This is a genomic window from Maribellus maritimus (genome assembly GCF_022267315.1).
GTDB classification, from domain to species: Bacteria; Bacteroidota; Bacteroidia; order Bacteroidales; family Prolixibacteraceae; genus Draconibacterium; species Draconibacterium maritimum.
Window position 1 is genome coordinate 19856 of sequence record NZ_JAIKLE010000048.1, and the last position, 17934, is coordinate 37789.

A 17934-nucleotide genomic window follows, 5' to 3' on the forward strand; every position below is an offset into this window, starting at 1 on the left:
CTTTATCGAATGGACTTAATATCCCAAAAAATACCATGCTATAGTTATTTCATGGTCTTTTTAAAAAGATAGTGAAACAGATTCAGCAAAAAGTGCAAAAAAGAATATATACAATGCGGACATTCTCAGTTTTTTTAAACTCAAAATCTAATTGACTTTTTGAAACACAATTTCACTTAAACCAGCTACTTTCCGGTTTGAAGAGTCGACATATATCCGAATGCTTAATTTTCCATCATTTACTTTTACCACACGTTCATTTGTCCATTTGTATTCTCCTGCATTAAGGTCAAATGTTCCGGCTTCGATACCTTCAAGTTCCACTTTTTGCCAGGACGGAAACTCCAAATCACCTACTTTTGCACGAATACGATAGGTTCCGTTACTTACACTAATTTCATAATCGTAGTTGTTTTCAGGATTCTTTTTTTCCGCCGGACTTCCCGCGAACAACACTTTATTTAGTCTGGCATTGCTCTCGTCACCATTGCAAATACAATCAACACGCTGGCTTATATTCCAGTGGTCAAAAAGCCAACCTTTACCAATATAATTTTCGTAGGAATGAATATTCGTTTTGTTTTCATCAGAAGCATTCCCATTTTTTCCAAACACAATTCTTCCTTTTGAATAATTCTTATTTAAACTAAACGTCTGATTGTAATACAGCAGAAAAAGCTGCGGAAAAAAATTAACTGCATTGTTAAACCGTTCTGCGTATTGCGGAACGTCGGTTGAATGTATCACCGACAGTTGCAAAAATCCATCATTTTCATCTCCCCAAACTGTTCCCAGAATTTCTCCCTGAATAATTTTATGCCCTTTTCTGATTTCAAGACTTTTGGCAAGAAGACCTTCATAAACATAAAAAATTTGTGGCGTCGATTCACTTCTTAGCAATACACAGGCTGCCTTCTCATTTCCAGCCTCATATTCTTCAATCCATTCCACTTCTGAATTCTCCAAAGCTACAATCCAGTGCTTTTCCAGTCCGCGCGCATCGCTTAAATCCAGATCGATCCCCTCGTGCGAACGATAATATTTCTCTCCGTCTTTATTGTCTTCCCCCATATAGGCAAACATATATCCATCAACTTCGGTATTCCAGATAAAACCATCGTTAAAATTTACCGGAAATGAATATTTATAAGGATTGAGTAAAGGCTCCTGATAGTTGGAAACACAAATCAGTGCATCTTTGGTCAGGAGTCCGTGAACCAAAGAGTCTGAAGTTATCGACTTTACATTTTTATTGTCGGCCACAAAAAAACGCAAGCCATTGGATAAAACAGGCAGGGTTCTCCGGCTGACTTTCACACAAAGTGTGTCTTCCCCGACCTTAATATGGTTGTAATGGTTCTCAAGCCGCAAAAGCTTTATATTAACCTTATTAAACGTACAACTATCGCCTTCATTTAAATTAAAATAATGTGCATTCCCCCAGCTAAAATCAGGGATTGTATCCTGTGCCTTTCCCCGAGACAAAAGCGAAAGCAATAAATAAAATATGATAATTAGTTTTTTCAATACGTAATATTAAAAGTTGTATCGTTTAAAACGAAAGGAATTTCATTTTCTTTTTCAAGGAGGATTTTTTCAAATCTGCTTTTCAAATCCCGCTCTTCCCGGGTCATATCCAGAAGCGGATTTTTTTCCAATGTATCAAGCGAAGTATTGAAAAAACGTCCGTCCTTATACAATTTATAAGTATCATCCATTACCCAGCGGTCGTGGCTAAAAGTTCCCCAACGCGGTGAATAGTGAATAAAAATTTCATTTTGTTTCTCCGTGTCCTCTCCGGTAAGGAGCGAATAAAAACTTTCTCCGTCGGTTTTATATTTTGAAGACTCCACGCCGGCAGCATCGCAAAAAGTTGGTAAAAAATCGGCAAAGGAGATGATATTATCAACGGTAGCGTTTCCCTTCGTTTTTTCAGGCCAGGAAACAATCAGCGGAACATGATTTCCTGTGTTTACCGAAAGCCCTTTTCCCCCTTTTACCTTAGCATAGCTGGTTTCTGAAATTACAGCCCTGTTGGTTCCGTTATCCGCCGTAAAGATAAACAGCGTGTTGTCCCAAACTCCTTTTTCTTTGAGTTTTGATTCTATTTGAAGTACGATTTTGTCGGTAAAATTCATCATGTCTGCATAGTAGGCTGTGTCCTTTTCATAACGCCGGCCGGGGTCACTCCACTCAGGGGAGTCGGGAGTGGGCACAAAAGGATCATGCACCAGTACCATCGGATAATAAATAAAAAAAGGCGCTTTTGCTTTCCTGTCAATAAAATCACAAACAAAATCTGCAAATACCTGCGGTCCGTAACAGTCAGTGACATCACACGACAAATCCACTCCGTTTTGTGTTATCAGGGCATTTGCATAGCGCTCCCCCTCCGCACGCGTATGATTTAACTGCCACAAACAATACTCATCAAATCCAAAATGGTTGGGCCGGGTTACATCCTGGTTTCCCGGGTTATTTCGGTTTAGCCCGTTCAGTTGCCACTTTCCGGCAATACAGGTAGAATAACCGGCTTCTTTTAATATATTTCCAAAAGTTATCTGGTTGGGATTTAAATAACCAAAATCCTCATAATTCCGGTAGTTATATTTCCCTGTCATAATTTTTACTCTCGATGGCGTACACAGGGGTTGTGAATAACAATTTTCGAAACGAATCCCATCGGTCGCCAGACGATCAAGTGCCGGAGTTTTATACTCAGTGCTTCCGTTGCATCCCAAACATTCATATCCCATGTCATCTGCCATAATCAGTACAATATTGGGCAATTTCTCCTTTTCTTTTTTACAGGAAGAAAAAACAAAGGGCAAAACAAACAACAGGATATAAAACGGATGATACGTTTTCATGCTACGGGATAATTATTTCATCGCGTTTTGCAATGTGTTTTTTTATTTTTTCGGAGAGTTGCTGAACCAGTGTTTTATTCTCTTTATTTTCTGAAATATTTGCTTTTTCTTCAGCATCTGTCGTCAAATCATAAAGCATACGGTCGCTCATTTTACCCGAATCATCAAACCATTCGGTATAGGTATGGGTTTGCGTAACAAGAGTTTCTCCTTTAATCCAGCGACAATAGACTTCCTCTTTCCACGGCTGATCCGGGTTCTCCATCAAGGGAACAAAACTTTTTCCCTGCAGATGAAACGGTTTTTCCAAACCTGCCAGTTCACACAGTGATGGATAGATATCAACATATTCCACCAATGCATCTGTTTTTATATTTTGTTTTTTGTCCGGCGCTCTCACAATAACCGGAGTATGCAGTACTTTTTCAAAATTACAATGTTTGCACCACAGGCCGTGTTCGCCCAGATGCCAGCCATGATCGCCCCACAAGATAACAATGGTATTTTCGGCAAGACCCAGATTTTCCAGTTCATCCAGGACTTTTCCAATTTGAGCATCGGTGTAACTCACACAGGCATAATAACCGTGAATAAGCTTTCGCATAAATTCTTCCTCCATCGGCCCCTGATCGGGAACATCGGTATAATTTCGCAATTCACCAAAATTATGCATACAGACATCCGGTGCATTTTCCGGTTTTTGCATGTACTCCGGTAATTTTAAATTATCAAAATCATACAACTCCCAGTATTTTTTTGGCGCATTAAAAGGAAGATGTGGTTTTAGAAATCCCACTGCCAGAAAAAAAGGTTCCTTTTTCTTCTCCAGTTCATTTAACTGACGGATGGCCTCTTCGGCAATCATTCCATCCGGATAAATATGGTCCGGTGCATCCGGACTTTCAAACGACGGACCGTTAATACCGCTTCCGTTGGGGCGTGGTTCAATTTGTTTATGCGACTCCGGCAAAACATAAGCTTGCCAGCCCTGCCAGTCGCCTTCGGGAAACCATGGCGTTTCCGACCAGCTCCCTTTCCCGTCGGTAATATGATGATAAATTTTCCCAAGGGAAACCGTGTAATAGCCGTTATTTTTAAAATGCATCGGCAGACTTACCACACCCGGAACATCCTGATCCTGCCAGCAGCTAAAATTCAAAAAACGCTGTCTGTTTGGACGTATCCCAGATAATATGCTTGCACGTGAAGCACCGCAAACCGGAACATTACAATAGGAACGGTTAAACATCAATCCTGATTCGGCCAATTTATCGATGTTGGGTGATTGAATCTGTGTTTTCCCGTAACATCCTAATTCAGGACGAAGATCATCGACAGCAATAAAAAGTACATTGGGCTTTTGAGCATTTTGTGCCAATGAAAAGAAAACAATAAAAACAAACAAAAAAACAGCCCCGATTTTCAGTTTCATGGTTTTGTTTGTTACCGGTGAAAAGTTTTTGAAATAAATACCAACCCGTCAAATAATCCGGTACGCCAGTAGCCCCATTCATGCCCGCCGTTTCGTACACGGTATTCGTGGGGAATACCCAAATCTCTCATTTTGACATGCAGCGCAGCATTTCCTTTGTACAAAAAATCGTCGTCGCCACAATCAATATAAAAGCGTACGGACTTCAATTTTTCGACATCCACCGATTCAGCCAGATAAAGCGGACTGTTGGCTTTCCAGTGTTCGCCCAAATCGTCTTTCTTTTTCGGACCGTAAATGTTCCCAAAATACCGGTCATACTGGTCTCTTCCCAGCATCTCTTCATCGGTGAAAGTTCCTGAACTCATAGCCACACAATTTGAAAATAAGTCGGTGTGGCGCATTGCCAGTTTTAAGGCTCCATATCCTCCCATTGACAGCCCGGCAATGGCACGAAACTCTTTTTTAGGACGAATACGGTATTCTTTTTCAATAAACGGAATAAATTCCTGAATAAACATGTCTTCCCAGGGATCTTTTCCATCAACACTGTTGCAATACCAGGTCACTTTTCCATCGGGCATTACAATAATACAGGGAGGAAAATCACCATTTTTTATTCCCTGGTCAGCAATACGGTTGGCCTCCCCAAACTGAATCCAGCCTGTTTCATCGTCGGAATATCCGTGCAGCAAATACAAAACCGGGTAACTTCTTTCTGAAGTTGCATAATCAGGCGGGAGATATATGGAATATTCCACCGGGTAATCGACCAGGTTACTTTTAAACTGAAGCGATTCTATCACTTTCCCACTCTGGGCACCGGAAGTAACAACGTAAAACAAGACAACAACAGATAATAAGATTTTCTTCATGATTCAGCTTATTTGTTTGTTTGAACAAAGCTATTAAATCTATAGAAAATGTCATACTTCTAATAAAAATTAGCAGAGAATTTAATCACTATTTTTTGTAAGTTTAGTGGTTGTAATGTCCGACTTGTGAAAAAAAAATACGATTACATTGTCATTGGGTCCGGTTTTGGAGGAAGTGTTTCTTCATTGCGGCTCTCCGAAAAAGGATACTCGGTTTTAACCATCGAAAAAGGGAGACGTTTTAGCCCAGACGATTTTCCAAAAACCAACTGGAATTTAAAAAAATATTTGTGGTTGCCGCAACTTGGTTTCCTGGGACTTCAAAAACTGGACATATACAAACATGCCTTTATTCTGAGTGGAACGGGTGTTGGAGGGGGCAGCCTAGTTTATGCAAACACCTTAATGTATCCGCATGATGAATTTTTCAGAAATAAACAGTGGGCAGCTTTTAACGACTGGAAAAAAGAGTTGGCTCCGTTTTACGACAAAGCTGGTTTTATGCTCGGACGTACCAAGTTTGACAAACAAAATACAGAAGACAAAATTCTGCATGAAGTTGCCAAAGATTTGGGCAAGGAAGAGTCGTTCGACAACGTATATGTGGCTGTTTATTTTAACGAAGACGACAGGCCACAGGATCCGTATTTTAACGGAGAGGGCCCTTTGAGAAAACCGTGTACCAACTGCGCGGGCTGTATGGTAGGATGCCGGGAAAATGCTAAAAATACACTTGACAAAAATTATCTTTGGTTTGCAGAGAAAAAAGGTGTTGATATTCTTTCGGAAACCAATGTGTGGAAGATTGAATTTGTAAACGGAGAATATCTGGTTTATACAAAAAAAACAGCAGGAATATTTCCCGGGAAAAGCCGGATTTTCTACTCCAAAGGACTTATCGTTTCAGGCGGAGTTCTGGGAACATTAAAATTGCTGCTTAACCAAAAACACATATACAAAACGCTACCCGATCTTTCTGACAAACTGGGTGAATCAGTACGCACCAATTCGGAAACAATTTGCACCGCTACGCTTTCCGACCGCAAACTAAACAACAGCATTGCCATCAGTTCCATATTTAAACCCGATAAAGATACTTCGGTTGAAATTGTCAAATACCCGAACAAATCAAATGTAATGCGGAGTTTGCTTTCCATTGCAACCGATAAACAGGGTTCAAACCTGTTAGGCGTACTTCATTTTTTTGGAAAAATAGTTTCGCGGCCGGGTTTGTTTTTTAAAATGTTCTTTAACCGCCATTGGGCAGAAAACACCATTATTTTTTTGGTGATGCAGACAGTGGACACTAAAATGCGTTTTGTTTTAAAAAAATGGCCTTTCCGTAAAAAGCTGACATTACAAAACAACGGAGAAGAAAACGTACAGGCCTACCTGCCGGTTGGACAGGACATTATGCACCGCTACGCAAAAAAAGCCAATGCACATTCGCAAAACTCAGCTGCAGAAATCCTGATGAATGTTCCGTCAACTGCTCATATTCTTGGTGGTGTTCCAATGGGAAGTTCCTCTGAAACCGGAGTTATCAATTCAAATTTTGCTGTGCACAACTACCCCAATATGTTTATTCTGGACGGTTCAGTGGTACAGGGAAATCCCGGAGTAAATCCGAGTTTTACGATTACTGCACTGGCTGAATATGCCATGAGTAAAGTACAGGAAAAACCAGTGAGTGAATGAGTAGATGAATAAACAGCTGATTTTGAAGCTGTTTTTAGTTCATGCCTGTGGAAACAAACTGTGCAGTAAGGAGAAAACGAAACCGGTTACTGAAAATAGTCTGAATACGGTTCACATTCATTGAAATACTGCTTGGGTGTCATCCCGGTCAGTTTTTGAAAGTCATTTATCATATGCGATTGGTCATAGTATCCGCAACTATATGTCAGGTCGGTTAAATTTGCAGATTTATTCCGGGATTTTTTATCTATGGAACTCTGAAAACGAATGGTTTTTAAAAACTGTTTAGGAGAAGTTCCGACGTAATATAAAAAAGTCCTTTCAAATTGTTTGCGGCTCAAACAGGCTTCTGAGGCAAGAAAATCGACATGAACCACACCCCGCTTTTGATTGATTAAATTAATGCAGTGGTCAATCCGTTTATATTCATATTTTGCAATACTTTTTCCCAGAACTTTTAAAAGATAATTTTCGATAATTTTTATTCGCTCTGAAAACGAACCAGCTTCAAATAGTTTTGACTCAATTTCCACTGCATCATTTTTAAACAGGTACCTGAGCGGAACGTGGTGATTGAAAAGCTTATTTAAGGGAATATCTAAAAACATACGCAAACCCTGTGGTTTAAACAATATTGAAAACACGGATAATTTCCCGGAAACATTAATATCATAAAATCCCCGCAAGTGCCCGCTTAAAAGCGCGTTTTCATTGATCGACCGGGCAGTATCCGTTGCAACCGGCCTGTCGCCCAGATAGAAAATAAGCTCCGGTAACCCGTTGGGTACAATTCGTTGCGTATGCTGCACAAAACCGGGAAAGCAGTTTTCAATCGCCCAGTAATGTTTTATAAACTTCGACAACAACACCGACGGCTTAGCAATACTGTACTCCATGTTCTTTTAATATGAGCGTAAATTTAAAAAATGAAAACGAGATTATGGCCTGACCGCGGGTAAACCATAATCTCATTTTTTTAGTTATTCATCGCCATACAAACCGGCCTTGTTTCCTTCGCTATCAATAAATAAGGCAAAATAGCCCCGTCCTTCGACTTCAATTTTGGTTTTAGCCTGTACAATTGTCCCGTTATTTTCCTTTACTCTTTTAATGGCTCCATCCAAATCCTTTTCAAGGTTAAAACTCACCAATGCCCCGTCCTTACATGGATTAAAACCGGGGGCCAATGAAATTGCACCTTCTCCGTTGGGGAAACAGGCCATTTTTTCAAAACCGCAGTCAATCACCTGCAGGTTGGTTTTTAATACAGAACGATAAAATTCTACAGCTCTCTCAAAATCTGTTGCCGGGATTTCTACCCATGAAATTAGTTTTCTCATTGTCTTTTCTCTTTTGTTTAAAATTTTATACCACCACAAAACTATTGTCTGTCCCCTTGCTAAAATTGGAAATTTGCGACATTCTTAACGGGTGTTGCATCTAATCTTTACATTAAAAAACTGGTAAATGAGTGACTGATCGGGAGTGGGAGTGGCAATAACCACCACCATTTAACACCTTTCTTTTCAGCGGCTTATTTCGTAACTTATTGTTTCAAACCAATGAATCAACTATCATGAAAAATTCCCTGTTTTTGATAGTGCTGACCATCCTTTTTAATTCCTGTGCAACCATTACGAAACTGAGTAACGAAGTCAAAAAGGCGCACTATATTCGTTGATGTTCTCCAAAATTCTTGATTTTACAAGCCCCGGGGCAAGTCTCACCCTTCCCCCGGGCCATTTTTCTGTTTCAACCGGAACTCCCCACCCTCCCATTGGTCATTTTTTTTGACTCCATCGGTCCGCCTGCCCCGTCCATTGGTTATTTTTTTGATTGAACCGCCTTTTGATGTACGTCCACCGGCAATTTTTTTGATTCAAGCGGGCCCGGTAATACGTCCATTGGCTATTTTTCCGATTCCGAAGAGCCTGGTAACACGCCCATCAGCAATTTTTTTGAACCAACCTGCCCGGGATACATCCCCTGACCATTTTTTAAATTTAACCGGCCCGGGGAACCCTCTCATCGGCTGTTTTTCAATTTTCACCGGGCAGGTTTACCTGCCCCCGAGGCAATTTTTTGAAACCAATCGTTACTCTCTCTGTTTTCACAGGAAATTTTTTTGAGATTGGTTTGTGTTTTACAATACAATAGGATGGTGTAGTAACAGGGCAATATTACAAATCCACATCAGCCAAAGGATTGGAATAGCACACTAATTTAATTAATAAAAGGTGGTTTGAAATTCTCTCCCCTCTTTGAAAACGAAGGGAAGTCAATTGAATTTACATGATATAGTTGGTTTCTAAAAAAAACAGGATATATTCGTATTTAAAATAACCAACTAAATTTTAGCCAAATGAAAAATCTTATTTTAGGTATTTTGACGCTTGTAACCATTGCTTTCATTACCAGCAGTCTAACCAACACAACCTCACAGCACGAATGTAGTTTTGACAAAGATTCGATGAATGTTGTAATGCGGTTTGAGATTAAAGTGAAACCCGAATATGTATCTTTCTTAAAGCAATCGTTTGATGAATGCAAAGCAAAAGTTCTGGCCCAGGAACCCGGTTGCCTTGATTATTCGCTGTTTCAGTCGTACAACGACAGTACTTTATTTTGCCTTACAGAAGCGTGGGCAACAAAAGGAGCGCACAATGCACACATGCAACTGGAACATACAAAAAAACATATTGCCGAAACACGGGATATCCGCGATCCTTCGTTTCAATCGAAAACCGGTTATACCTATTGGGTTTGCCCCGGTGCGAATGAAAAATAGTAGTTTTTCCGAAAATTTCACTTGTTTTTTATTTGAATCCAATTGCAGGCGAGAATAACGAATTACATTTTGGTCATTTTTTTTGATTCAAGCTGGGTTGGGAATGCGCCCATTAGTCATTTTTTTGATTCAACCGGCCCGGACAATTTTTTGAAACCAACCGTTACTTTCTCCGTTTTCACAGGAAATTTTTTGAGATTGGTGTATGTTTTACAAAACAACAGAAGGATGTAGGAACAGGGCACTATTACAAATTTGCGACAGCTAAGGGAAAGCGTGGGCTATCATAATCAATTCGTTTTATATTTTGTTTTCGGTTCGGCTGCCATGCTTCGACTCGGTTCAGCAGAACCATCCAATGCCTGTTCTTTTTCTGCTTTTTCCCCGCCTGTTCCGAGCGAAGACGAAGTGCCCCAAACTTTTGCAATCCTGTCTTTTATTTTTTGCTCAAATATTTCAATCAGTTGTTTGTTGGCATTTACTAATTCTTCTTCTTTTTCGATTTGTAAAACAATTTGTTTTTGGATATTTAATGGAGGTAATGGAAAACTTAGTTTTTTGAAATATCCGTTATGAAAACTTTGAACTGTAACACCAGGTTTAATACCATTTTGAATATGAATTGAAGAAGTACTTTTTAAGTAATAAAAAAGGTATTTCTGAAAAAGTCGTTCACTTTCCGTTTGTATTGCGATAATATCTTGATTGAAACTAACTGGTTTTGATGTTAAAGCAATTGGGAGTGAGTGCTTCAAGATTCCTGACCTTACTACAATTAAAATTGTATTTGCAGGTACAATTTTAGTAGAACTATTTTTAACAGCTAATTCTGAAATATGGTCTTCTGAATCTGAAATAAAATCCAATTTCATATCTTTTGGAGAAACCCAAGGTATATCTCCAATCCAAAAACTGTCATTTGCCTTAGATGGTGTACCACCAGTTTGAGTAGAAATTATTTTACCCAACTCCACCATTTTCCAATCCGGATCCCCTCCTGCCTGAAACACGCGGGCAGGAATATCAATTTTGGGTTTGTAGTTTTCTACAACCATTTTTGCCCCATCAATGATTTTTTGATAACCTTCAATTTCGGCTACTATTTCTTCCTGAACGGATAAAGGGGGAAGGGGGATTTCAAGATTTCTAATAAATGATAATGAGATGAATTTTTGAGTTGAACCTGAAGAAGAGTTGTTATAATGCTCACTAAAATTATCAGAACCTAAAATAGCTCTTAAATAATGATTGTTGATTTTAGAATTTTCATAAAATTTGATTAATGCAACATTCTTAATAGCAAATTCTTTTTCCTTCTTTACAACAATTGGATTACCTATTGTACCAATCATAGGCATTATTATGTCCCCGTCATCAACATAAGAACGTTGATTTATTTTATCATAATCATCTTTAGAAATATAATTTACGTTTGAATAATCAATATAACCATCTTTTACATTTTTAGATGTAATTAAAGGATAGCCTGTTTCAACATATTTTGGACTATCATGTGTACCATCTCTTACATCAGTTATTTCAGAAAGCTTAACAAATTCAAAATCTGAATTCGAATGAGAAATTGTCTTATATCTGTCCCCACTCAAATTGTATTCACCATTCGAACCAATATCTGTTTTTAAAACAGCATGAGCAAGGGAACTATCTGCAAAATCTCCGCTTTTAAATTGCTTAATAGCTTGTATAGCTTCATCAAGTTGACTTCCTTTTATCGCTGTGCGCTGTGCGCCTAAATTAAAACCATCGTTATCAATTTTTACGAAAAGGATTTCATTGTTTGATTTTGTAATTTCTTTATCCATCAGCAGAATGGAAGTTTTTACACCGCTGTATGGGTTAAAAACACCTGCTGGTAAACTTACAACGGCATACAGGTAATTTTCAACCAGCATTTTGCGTAAATCTTTGTAAGCTGTTCCGCTCTGGAAAATCACACCTTCGGGAACAATCACACCTGCACGACCTTTGGGATTCAAATGTTCGGCAATGTAATCGACAAATAATACTTCGGAACGATTTGATTTTATGGTGAATTTTTTGTGTGGTCGTATTCCGCCTTTCGGACTCATAAACGGTGGATTGGCTAAAACCACATCAAAATATTCATCCCAACGTTCTTCACTGCTCAAGGTGTCGTATTCGTTAATATGAGGGTCAGAAAATCCATGCAAATAAAGGTTTACCAAACTCAGGCGTACCATGTCGGGGGAGATATCGTAGCCGCGAATATTATTGATTAATTTTTTTTGTTCGTCAGGTGTCAATGCTGTTGGGACAACGCATGCGTTGTCCGTACGATGATCGCTATTGCCCCTAATATATTTAAAGGCAGAAATTAAAAATCCTGCTGTTCCGCAAGCCGGGTCAAGGATGGTATCTGTTTTTTGCGGGTCAACAATTGTGACCAAAAAGTCAATAATGTGGCGCGGTGTACGGAATTGTCCCGCATCACCCTGTGAACCCATTACCGAAAGTAAATATTCAAAGGCATCCCCCAGCTTTTCGCTGTGCGTATATTCAAACTCGTTAATGGTTTTCAAAAACAATTTTAATGTTTCTGGGTCTCGATAAGGCAAATAAGCATTATTGAAAATATCCCGAAACAATTGCGGTATGTTTGGATTTTTTTCCATCCCTTCTATTGCTTCTGAATAAAGTTTCAGCATTTCGGATGCCGTTACTTTTGTATCAAAAAGTTTATCCCAACTATATTTTTCAAATTCAACCTGGATTTCTTTATCTGGATTTTCAGGGTCTTTTGTAAAATAATTTGAAAAAAATTTAGCTTTCCCCCCAAGCTCAACTGCTTCCTTGTCCATATCATCCATGAACTTGTATATTAAGCCAATGGTAATTTGCTCAATCTGGGCTTTGGGGTCGGGTAATTTTCCAACCAGTATATCACGACAATCGTCTATTCTCTTTTTTGTTTGTGTATCTAACATTGTTATTAATAAAATTTATCGTCCTGCCATTTTTCGGGATTTTCGCAAATGTAATTTTTAATATTTTGGAATGATTTATCGTCGCGAATTATATGATCGTGGAAACGGGGTTGCCAGGAAAAATCAAATCCTAATCGATTACAATATTTGGTTACCGCCGATTTGTAGGAACCAACAATGGATGAAATGGTATTTTTTCCCTGGTTTTGGAATCGTTGTTGACCCGGTGTTGACAGGGTATGCCCTGCATCAATGGGAGGAATGGTAATCGATTGTAGGGACAACGCATGCGTTGTCCCTACTACACCATCCCATATCCCGGCGTTATTTCCGTTTAAAATCAGAATACCATGAATGTGATTTGGCATAACAACAAATTCGCCCAATTCGATATTTTTTGCATGATTTTTAATTTCGTACCATAATACATGTGCAATGCCACCTGCCGGAGAAACCTGCATTTTATGGTTGATAATTTCGCCCAAATAATGTTCGCGGTCTTTCGTACAAATTGTAATAAAATAGGCAGCATTGCTGCCATAATCCCAATTTTGCAAACGGGCAGATTCATTGCGGTATTTTCCTTTGAATTTATCCGACATCAGGCTGCAAATTTATCCAGATTGATATAATCTTTAATGTATGCAGGGATTACTTCCCGATATTTTGCTGACACTGCCTTAAACTGCGAAATGGTAAGCGTTGGATTTGTTTGCAATGATTGAAAATCTTTTGCCTCAATAATTTTCCGCAACTCATTGTCAACAATGTATGCTTTAAAAAAATATTTTAATGCCCGAATATTTATATCCTCGTCAGGCGGATAAATGGATATGAATTTATCGAATTCCTCTTCCAACAATTCGTCTTTCGATTTGAATTTTGGAATGATTCCAAAAATCTTTTCTACTACTTCACGAATGGATGTTTTACGGTCTATTTTTGCTGCCTTCCGTAATTTTTCCAAATTGAAATATTCTTTGGGCTTATCAAATATCTCGTGTTGAATGTGTGAAACTACTTGTTCCCAATTACCCAATTCCACATTCTTTTTAATGATGTCGTCCATTACAATTCGGTCGGTGAATTTCTTGAACAACTCACGGTCGATACGCATTCCTTCATAACCAATTTGTTGTTCGTTCAAAACAGCCAACGGGTCTGGGCGTACACTTGTGTATTTGTCGATATCGACACCACCGCCACCACCTTCGCCGCCGCCTCGTTTGGGTTTGGGAAGTTTTAGTTTTTCATCGTAATCGAATTTTTCTTCAAAATATTCACAGTTGGCAAAGAAGTCAAACAGTTTAAAGAATTCCTTTTCGTGTTGTAAGATTTCTTCTTCACCCAATTCATTTTTATGTTTGAATTCAAAAGTATTCTTTCTTGTTCCACGTCCTTTAATCTGCACAAAATCGGCAGGGCTGAAAATCGGACGCATCATGCACAAGTTCAATAAGTCGGGGCAATCGTAACCTGTTGTCATCATGCCAACGGTTACACAAATTCTTGTCTTGCTCGATTTGTAACCTTCCAGCCAAGTTGTTTTACCATTCAAATTATTGTTGGTAAAATTGATAGTCATTTGTTGGGCTTCGCCCACTTGTGAAGTAACCTGAACAGCAAAATCGGAGTTGTATTTTCCTGGATAAAGTTGTTCCGCAAATTCGTTTAGTATTTCTGTCAGTTTTCGTGAGTGGTTTTGACTTACCGCAAAAATTATGGTTTTACCAATCTCATTTGTGATTGGGTCATGCAAAGCATTTTCAAGAAAGGTTTTGCAAAAAACCTGATTGGTTTTTTCAGAAAAGAATTTCTTTTCAAAATCTCTCGATACAAACGTTTCTGTTTCTTCTCCTTCTTCGGTTGTAAATGCAACGGCATAACCCTCATCAGAAAGCAATTGCGTGGTTATTTCGGTTCTTGCATCAATCACTTTTGGGTTGATAAGAAAACCGTCTTTTACACCGTCAAGCAAAGAATACCGATAGGTTGGTTCTCCACCTTCGCAACCGAAAGTTGAATAAGTATCACGCAACATTCTGCGTTCAATTTCTCTTGGGTCGTTGTCTTTTACCTTATCTGGGTCAACGCCTTTCAGATAATCCTTTGGTGTGGCTGTTAATCCTAATTTGTAGCCATGAAAATATTCAAAAACCGCTCTTGCATTTCCCGAAATCGAACGGTGTGCTTCATCGGAAATAATCAAATCGAAATCACTCGGGGCAAAAGCATAACGGTATTTGTTGTCGAACATTAACGATTGAATGGTTGTAACAATTATGTCCGCTTTATGCCAATCCGTTTTGTTTTCTTTGTAAATGAATGTTGTGTAATCAGGTTTCAGGTAGTTTGTAAAAGCTTTCCATGCTTGGTCTTCCAATTCCAAACGGTCAACAAGGAATAAAACACGCCTTGCATTCTTTGTACGCAAAAACAATCGGATTACTGCTGCCGAAGTCAGGGTTTTTCCTGTTCCTGTTGCCATTTCAAATAAGAAACGGTCTTTGCCCTCGCTAACTGCATGCTGTAAATATTTGACAGCTCTTAACTGATATGCTCTTAAAAATCGGAGTCCGTTTCGCCAAACAAAGTCTTTGCTTTTCTCAACGCTGCCGTTCCAGTCAGGTCGTTCTGCATAGTCGGGCATTTGCACAATGGCAATGAAATCTTCGTTTACAGGTTCATTTGCCAGAGCTTTTCGGTCGGGATTCCATTCTTTGATGGCTCCAATCTCTTGTGGTGAAGGGAATTTATAAATTGGTTTGGGATTGCCTTTTTGTGTGTCCCATAAATAGTGAACTATCCCGTTTGATAAAATGATAAACTGAGCACCAACGGTTTTTGCATATTTTCTTGCTTGTTCTTTTGCAACCAAAGGATGTAATTTCTCCTTTTTTGCTTCCAAAACACAAATCGGTTTGTTGTCCGAATCAACCAGTAAAAAGTCAAGTGAACCAGACTTTGTTTTTTCAAAATCATTGCCCCAAGCATCAACCTCTTGTTGAGTAATCTTTACGTGGTTTTCAAGCAGGATATTAGCTTTGCCTTCTTCCGTATCAAAGAAACGCCAACCTGCTTCCTCAAGCAGTTTGTTAATCTTAATCCTTGCGTGTGCTTCGTTATTTAACATTCATTCAAAATCCGTTTATCATTTAATTTTGCAAGATACATTTTTCATCTCTGTATCTTGGTCTGAGCGTCGGCAAAAATTGCACTCTTTGGTAAGCTTTGGTTTGAGCATCGGCTCGTGGGGCTTGCCAATGTGTGCAATATGCGTTGGCTATTATTTTTCTTGCGGGTCGGCAAAACAAAAATTCCATCAAGTTTGCACTATCGTTCGTTTTTTCAGCCTTGCACCTAATGGTTGGTACATGTTCTCGGGGCGGATTTCGGAGAGCGTTCCTGTCCGAAGGACACCGAACTGCGAAACGAGAATCCGCAGTTGGCTTACCACCGAACCCCGCCCTGCAATATGTACCTCCTAGCCTTAGTTTTTTCTTTTTTTAATCAATATAAGCTTCCTTTAAAACCGATTTTAATTCCTGAATTTCAGAATCGTGTAGTTCTCCAAAAACTTTTATTATTCTTTGTCTGTCAATTGTCCTGATTTGGTCCAAAACAATCCAGCCGATTTTATTGTCATGCTTAACTTTTACCCTTGTCGGATATTTTTTTGAACTTGTTGTCATTGGAGCAATTACAACTGTCCGCAAATATTTATTCATCTCATTGGGAGGAATTACCACACAAGGTCTGGTCTTTTTAATTTCACTCCCAATTGTCGGGTCTAGATTGACTAATATGATTTGATATTGTTTTATTTCCATTCTTCCAGGTTTTCATCGTCAAACACATCGTCAATCAATAAACTGTCATCGCCATTTTTAGCCATCTTTTCAAAAGCTTTTTCCCATCCTTTTCGGGGTTTTGAAATTGGTTTTATGATAATCTGTCCTTTATCCATTATTAAATCAACGGTGTCTTTAATGTTGTACCTGTCAAGAAGGGTTTTACTCAACCTGATTCCCTTTGAATTTCCGATTTTTATAACTGAAATTTCCATAACTGAATTTTTAAATATGTAATTACAAAGTTATAACATTTTGGCGAATTTCAAAATTAAGGCTAACTAGTTTATATATCCACCAAACATGTACAATATTTCCTTTTACGGGTTGTCTTGTTCACCTTTAGTTGTTTTTAATAAATATTGGAAAACCGGGGGCGGCAGTTCTGCACTTTGAATCCTTTTCACGTGCGGCCGGGTTTCGGGGAAATAAAATTATACGAACGGAATGAATTTAACAATAAGGCATTAAAGTTTGGAAGGGGTCTAAATAGCGGAGTGTGAATGAAGCCGGATGTTGGATTTTGGATACTGGATGGTGCGAAAGGAAGAAGCGAAGCTTGCGTACGTAATATGGTGTAAGGGCCTCTCCCTGTCAGTGTTTACTGGCAAAGCGGGCTACCTGATTAGGCAACATTTTAATTTATATTGAATCACGTATAATTTCAAATGTATCTAATTTGTCGATTGTGGTGCAGTTTAATATTTCAAGAACATTATTTGATTTCTCAACAAACTCTGCTGCGTCCTTCCTTTTTCCACCTTTTTCCCAGAAATTTTCAAGTTTTACTTCCTTTATTAAGATATGAAGAAGTTTTAGTTTACTACAATTCACACTGTTTCCGTGTGATGCGTCCAAGACGTAGTTAAAGTAATCAATGGAATTAAAAGACTCATTCATCTCACTTTTTAAACTAGTGAGGGCCGTTACAATATTCCATTGTTCTTCTGCATTATATAATGAAAAGATTTCCTTTTGCGCTTCGCAATATTTTTGATTTGATTGATAAAAATCTACAAGTGATTTTAAATACTCCTCTTTTAGTGATTTTTGATAAAATATGTGTTCGCTATTAGTAAATTCAATATAAACATCGTTTGCATTTTTTACAGTCTCAAAATAGACTGCAGAAACATAGTCAGCTTTATGTGAGTTGTAAGTTGTATCAAATATAAAAGAATCTTCATTTATGGAAATAGTGTCGCATTTATTTGTAGTAACAATCTTAACTTCTTTAAATTTTCTAGATGACTTTTTTATCAATTCCGCAGTCTGTGCAACATTGTTATTGATACACGAAATTATCATGAATGGGAAAAGAAAGAGATATGTAATATGTGCTATTTTCATTTCTGTTTTAAATTGTATATAACGAAAACCACGGATATTGTCTGATTTATCGATTTTTGAACACAAAACCCCTTACCCATGAAAAGTGAGGATAAGGGTGTTGT

General features: G+C 38.4%; 16 protein-coding genes. 2 read left to right on the top strand and 14 right to left on the bottom strand.

Annotated elements, in window-relative coordinates; all coding sequences use genetic code 11:
- Positions 1-147 precede the first annotated feature (147 nt).
- Genes K5G00_RS25860 through K5G00_RS25875 form a run of 4 tightly spaced genes read right to left on the bottom strand, consistent with a single transcriptional unit; the run spans position 148 to position 5177 of the window.
- On the bottom strand, positions 148-1527 hold the full coding sequence (locus tag K5G00_RS25860) for a hypothetical protein (RefSeq protein ID WP_238769404.1): 1380 nt from the start codon (positions 1525-1527) through the stop codon (positions 148-150).
- Complete coding sequence (locus K5G00_RS25865; RefSeq protein ID WP_238769405.1) at positions 1524-2870, bottom strand: sulfatase-like hydrolase/transferase; 1347 nt, start codon at positions 2868-2870, stop codon at positions 1524-1526. Before K5G00_RS25865 ends, K5G00_RS25860 begins: the two co-directional genes overlap by 4 nt.
- Before the next feature lies 1 nt (position 2871).
- Positions 2872-4302, bottom strand: a complete 1431-nt coding sequence (locus tag K5G00_RS25870; RefSeq protein WP_238769406.1) for a sulfatase — start codon at positions 4300-4302, stop codon at positions 2872-2874.
- An 11-nt stretch (positions 4303-4313) separates the two neighbouring features.
- Positions 4314-5177: an alpha/beta hydrolase gene (locus tag K5G00_RS25875; RefSeq protein WP_238769407.1), complete on the bottom strand. Its 864-nt coding sequence runs from the start codon at positions 5175-5177 to the stop codon at positions 4314-4316.
- Positions 5178-5303: 126 nt separating this feature from the next.
- Between K5G00_RS25875 and K5G00_RS30100 the strand changes: the two genes are divergently transcribed.
- The gene (locus tag K5G00_RS30100; protein WP_238769408.1) at positions 5304-6875 is read left to right on the top strand and encodes a GMC oxidoreductase; all 1572 of its coding nucleotides are present in this window, start codon (positions 5304-5306) and stop codon (positions 6873-6875) included.
- Positions 6876-6961: 86 nt separating this feature from the next.
- Here K5G00_RS30100 and K5G00_RS25885 read toward each other — a convergent pair whose 3' ends face one another.
- The 4 genes from K5G00_RS25885 to K5G00_RS25895 form a co-directional block, all read right to left on the bottom strand.
- On the bottom strand, positions 6962-7771 hold the full coding sequence (locus tag K5G00_RS25885; protein ID WP_238769409.1) for an AraC family transcriptional regulator: 810 nt from the start codon (positions 7769-7771) through the stop codon (positions 6962-6964).
- A gap of 84 nt (positions 7772-7855) precedes the next feature.
- Positions 7856-8215, bottom strand: coding sequence for a VOC family protein (locus K5G00_RS25890; protein ID WP_238769410.1), 360 nt, complete (start codon positions 8213-8215; stop codon positions 7856-7858).
- Between the two features lie 315 nt (positions 8216-8530).
- Complete coding sequence (locus K5G00_RS29885; RefSeq protein WP_262921454.1) at positions 8531-8653, bottom strand: hypothetical protein; 123 nt, start codon at positions 8651-8653, stop codon at positions 8531-8533.
- Positions 8654-8754: 101 nt separating this feature from the next.
- Entirely contained in the window at positions 8755-8925 is a 171-nt protein-coding gene (locus tag K5G00_RS25895) for a hypothetical protein (protein ID WP_238769411.1), read from the bottom strand.
- A gap of 312 nt (positions 8926-9237) precedes the next feature.
- Here K5G00_RS25895 and K5G00_RS25900 point away from each other — a divergent pair, with 312 nt between their 5' ends.
- Positions 9238-9663: a putative quinol monooxygenase gene (locus tag K5G00_RS25900; RefSeq protein ID WP_238769412.1), complete on the top strand. Its 426-nt coding sequence runs from the start codon at positions 9238-9240 to the stop codon at positions 9661-9663.
- A 290-nt stretch (positions 9664-9953) separates the two neighbouring features.
- On the opposite strand, the gene K5G00_RS25905 is transcribed toward K5G00_RS25900, so the two are convergent.
- The 6 genes from K5G00_RS25905 to K5G00_RS25930 form a co-directional block, all read right to left on the bottom strand.
- A complete protein-coding gene (locus K5G00_RS25905) occupies positions 9954-12629 on the bottom strand; it encodes an N-6 DNA methylase (protein WP_238769413.1) in 2676 nt (891 codons plus the stop codon).
- Positions 12630-12634: 5 nt separating this feature from the next.
- Positions 12635-13231: a transposase gene (locus K5G00_RS25910; protein WP_238769414.1), complete on the bottom strand. Its 597-nt coding sequence runs from the start codon at positions 13229-13231 to the stop codon at positions 12635-12637.
- Positions 13231-15762, bottom strand: a complete 2532-nt coding sequence (locus K5G00_RS25915; RefSeq protein ID WP_238769415.1) for a DEAD/DEAH box helicase family protein — start codon at positions 15760-15762, stop codon at positions 13231-13233. The genes K5G00_RS25910 and K5G00_RS25915 overlap by 1 nt, the downstream gene beginning before the upstream one ends.
- Before the next feature lie 373 nt (positions 15763-16135).
- Positions 16136-16459 carry a type II toxin-antitoxin system PemK/MazF family toxin gene (locus K5G00_RS25920; RefSeq protein WP_238769416.1) on the bottom strand — a complete coding sequence of 108 codons (324 nt, stop codon included), beginning with the start codon at positions 16457-16459 and terminating at the stop codon, positions 16136-16138.
- A complete protein-coding gene (locus K5G00_RS25925) occupies positions 16450-16695 on the bottom strand; it encodes an AbrB/MazE/SpoVT family DNA-binding domain-containing protein (RefSeq protein WP_238769417.1) in 246 nt (81 codons plus the stop codon). The genes K5G00_RS25920 and K5G00_RS25925 overlap by 10 nt, the downstream gene beginning before the upstream one ends.
- Before the next feature lie 427 nt (positions 16696-17122).
- Positions 17123-17830 carry a hypothetical protein gene (locus K5G00_RS25930; protein WP_238769418.1) on the bottom strand — a complete coding sequence of 236 codons (708 nt, stop codon included), beginning with the start codon at positions 17828-17830 and terminating at the stop codon, positions 17123-17125.
- Positions 17831-17934: the final 104 nt, after the last annotated feature.

Coding starts and splice junctions, on each gene's coding strand:
- K5G00_RS25875 (WP_238769407.1), bottom strand. CDS start 5,177: ATGAAGAAAATCTTATTATCTGTTGTTGTCTTGTTTTACGTTGTTACT.
- K5G00_RS25885 (WP_238769409.1), bottom strand. CDS start 7,771: ATGGAGTACAGTATTGCTAAGCCGTCGGTGTTGTTGTCGAAGTTTATA.
- K5G00_RS25865 (WP_238769405.1), bottom strand. CDS start 2,870: ATGAAAACGTATCATCCGTTTTATATCCTGTTGTTTGTTTTGCCCTTT.
- K5G00_RS25890 (WP_238769410.1), bottom strand. CDS start 8,215: ATGAGAAAACTAATTTCATGGGTAGAAATCCCGGCAACAGATTTTGAG.
- K5G00_RS25930 (WP_238769418.1), bottom strand. CDS start 17,830: ATGAAAATAGCACATATTACATATCTCTTTCTTTTCCCATTCATGATA.
- K5G00_RS25870 (WP_238769406.1), bottom strand. CDS start 4,302: ATGAAACTGAAAATCGGGGCTGTTTTTTTGTTTGTTTTTATTGTTTTC.
- K5G00_RS25925 (WP_238769417.1), bottom strand. CDS start 16,695: ATGGAAATTTCAGTTATAAAAATCGGAAATTCAAAGGGAATCAGGTTG.
- K5G00_RS25910 (WP_238769414.1), bottom strand. CDS start 13,231: ATGTCGGATAAATTCAAAGGAAAATACCGCAATGAATCTGCCCGTTTG.
- K5G00_RS25905 (WP_238769413.1), bottom strand. CDS start 12,629: ATGTTAGATACACAAACAAAAAAGAGAATAGACGATTGTCGTGATATA.
- K5G00_RS25920 (WP_238769416.1), bottom strand. CDS start 16,459: ATGGAAATAAAACAATATCAAATCATATTAGTCAATCTAGACCCGACA.
- K5G00_RS25915 (WP_238769415.1), bottom strand. CDS start 15,762: ATGTTAAATAACGAAGCACACGCAAGGATTAAGATTAACAAACTGCTT.
- K5G00_RS25900 (WP_238769412.1), top strand. CDS start 9,238: ATGAAAAATCTTATTTTAGGTATTTTGACGCTTGTAACCATTGCTTTC.
- K5G00_RS29885 (WP_262921454.1), bottom strand. CDS start 8,653: ATGGGAGGGTGGGGAGTTCCGGTTGAAACAGAAAAATGGCCCGGGGGA.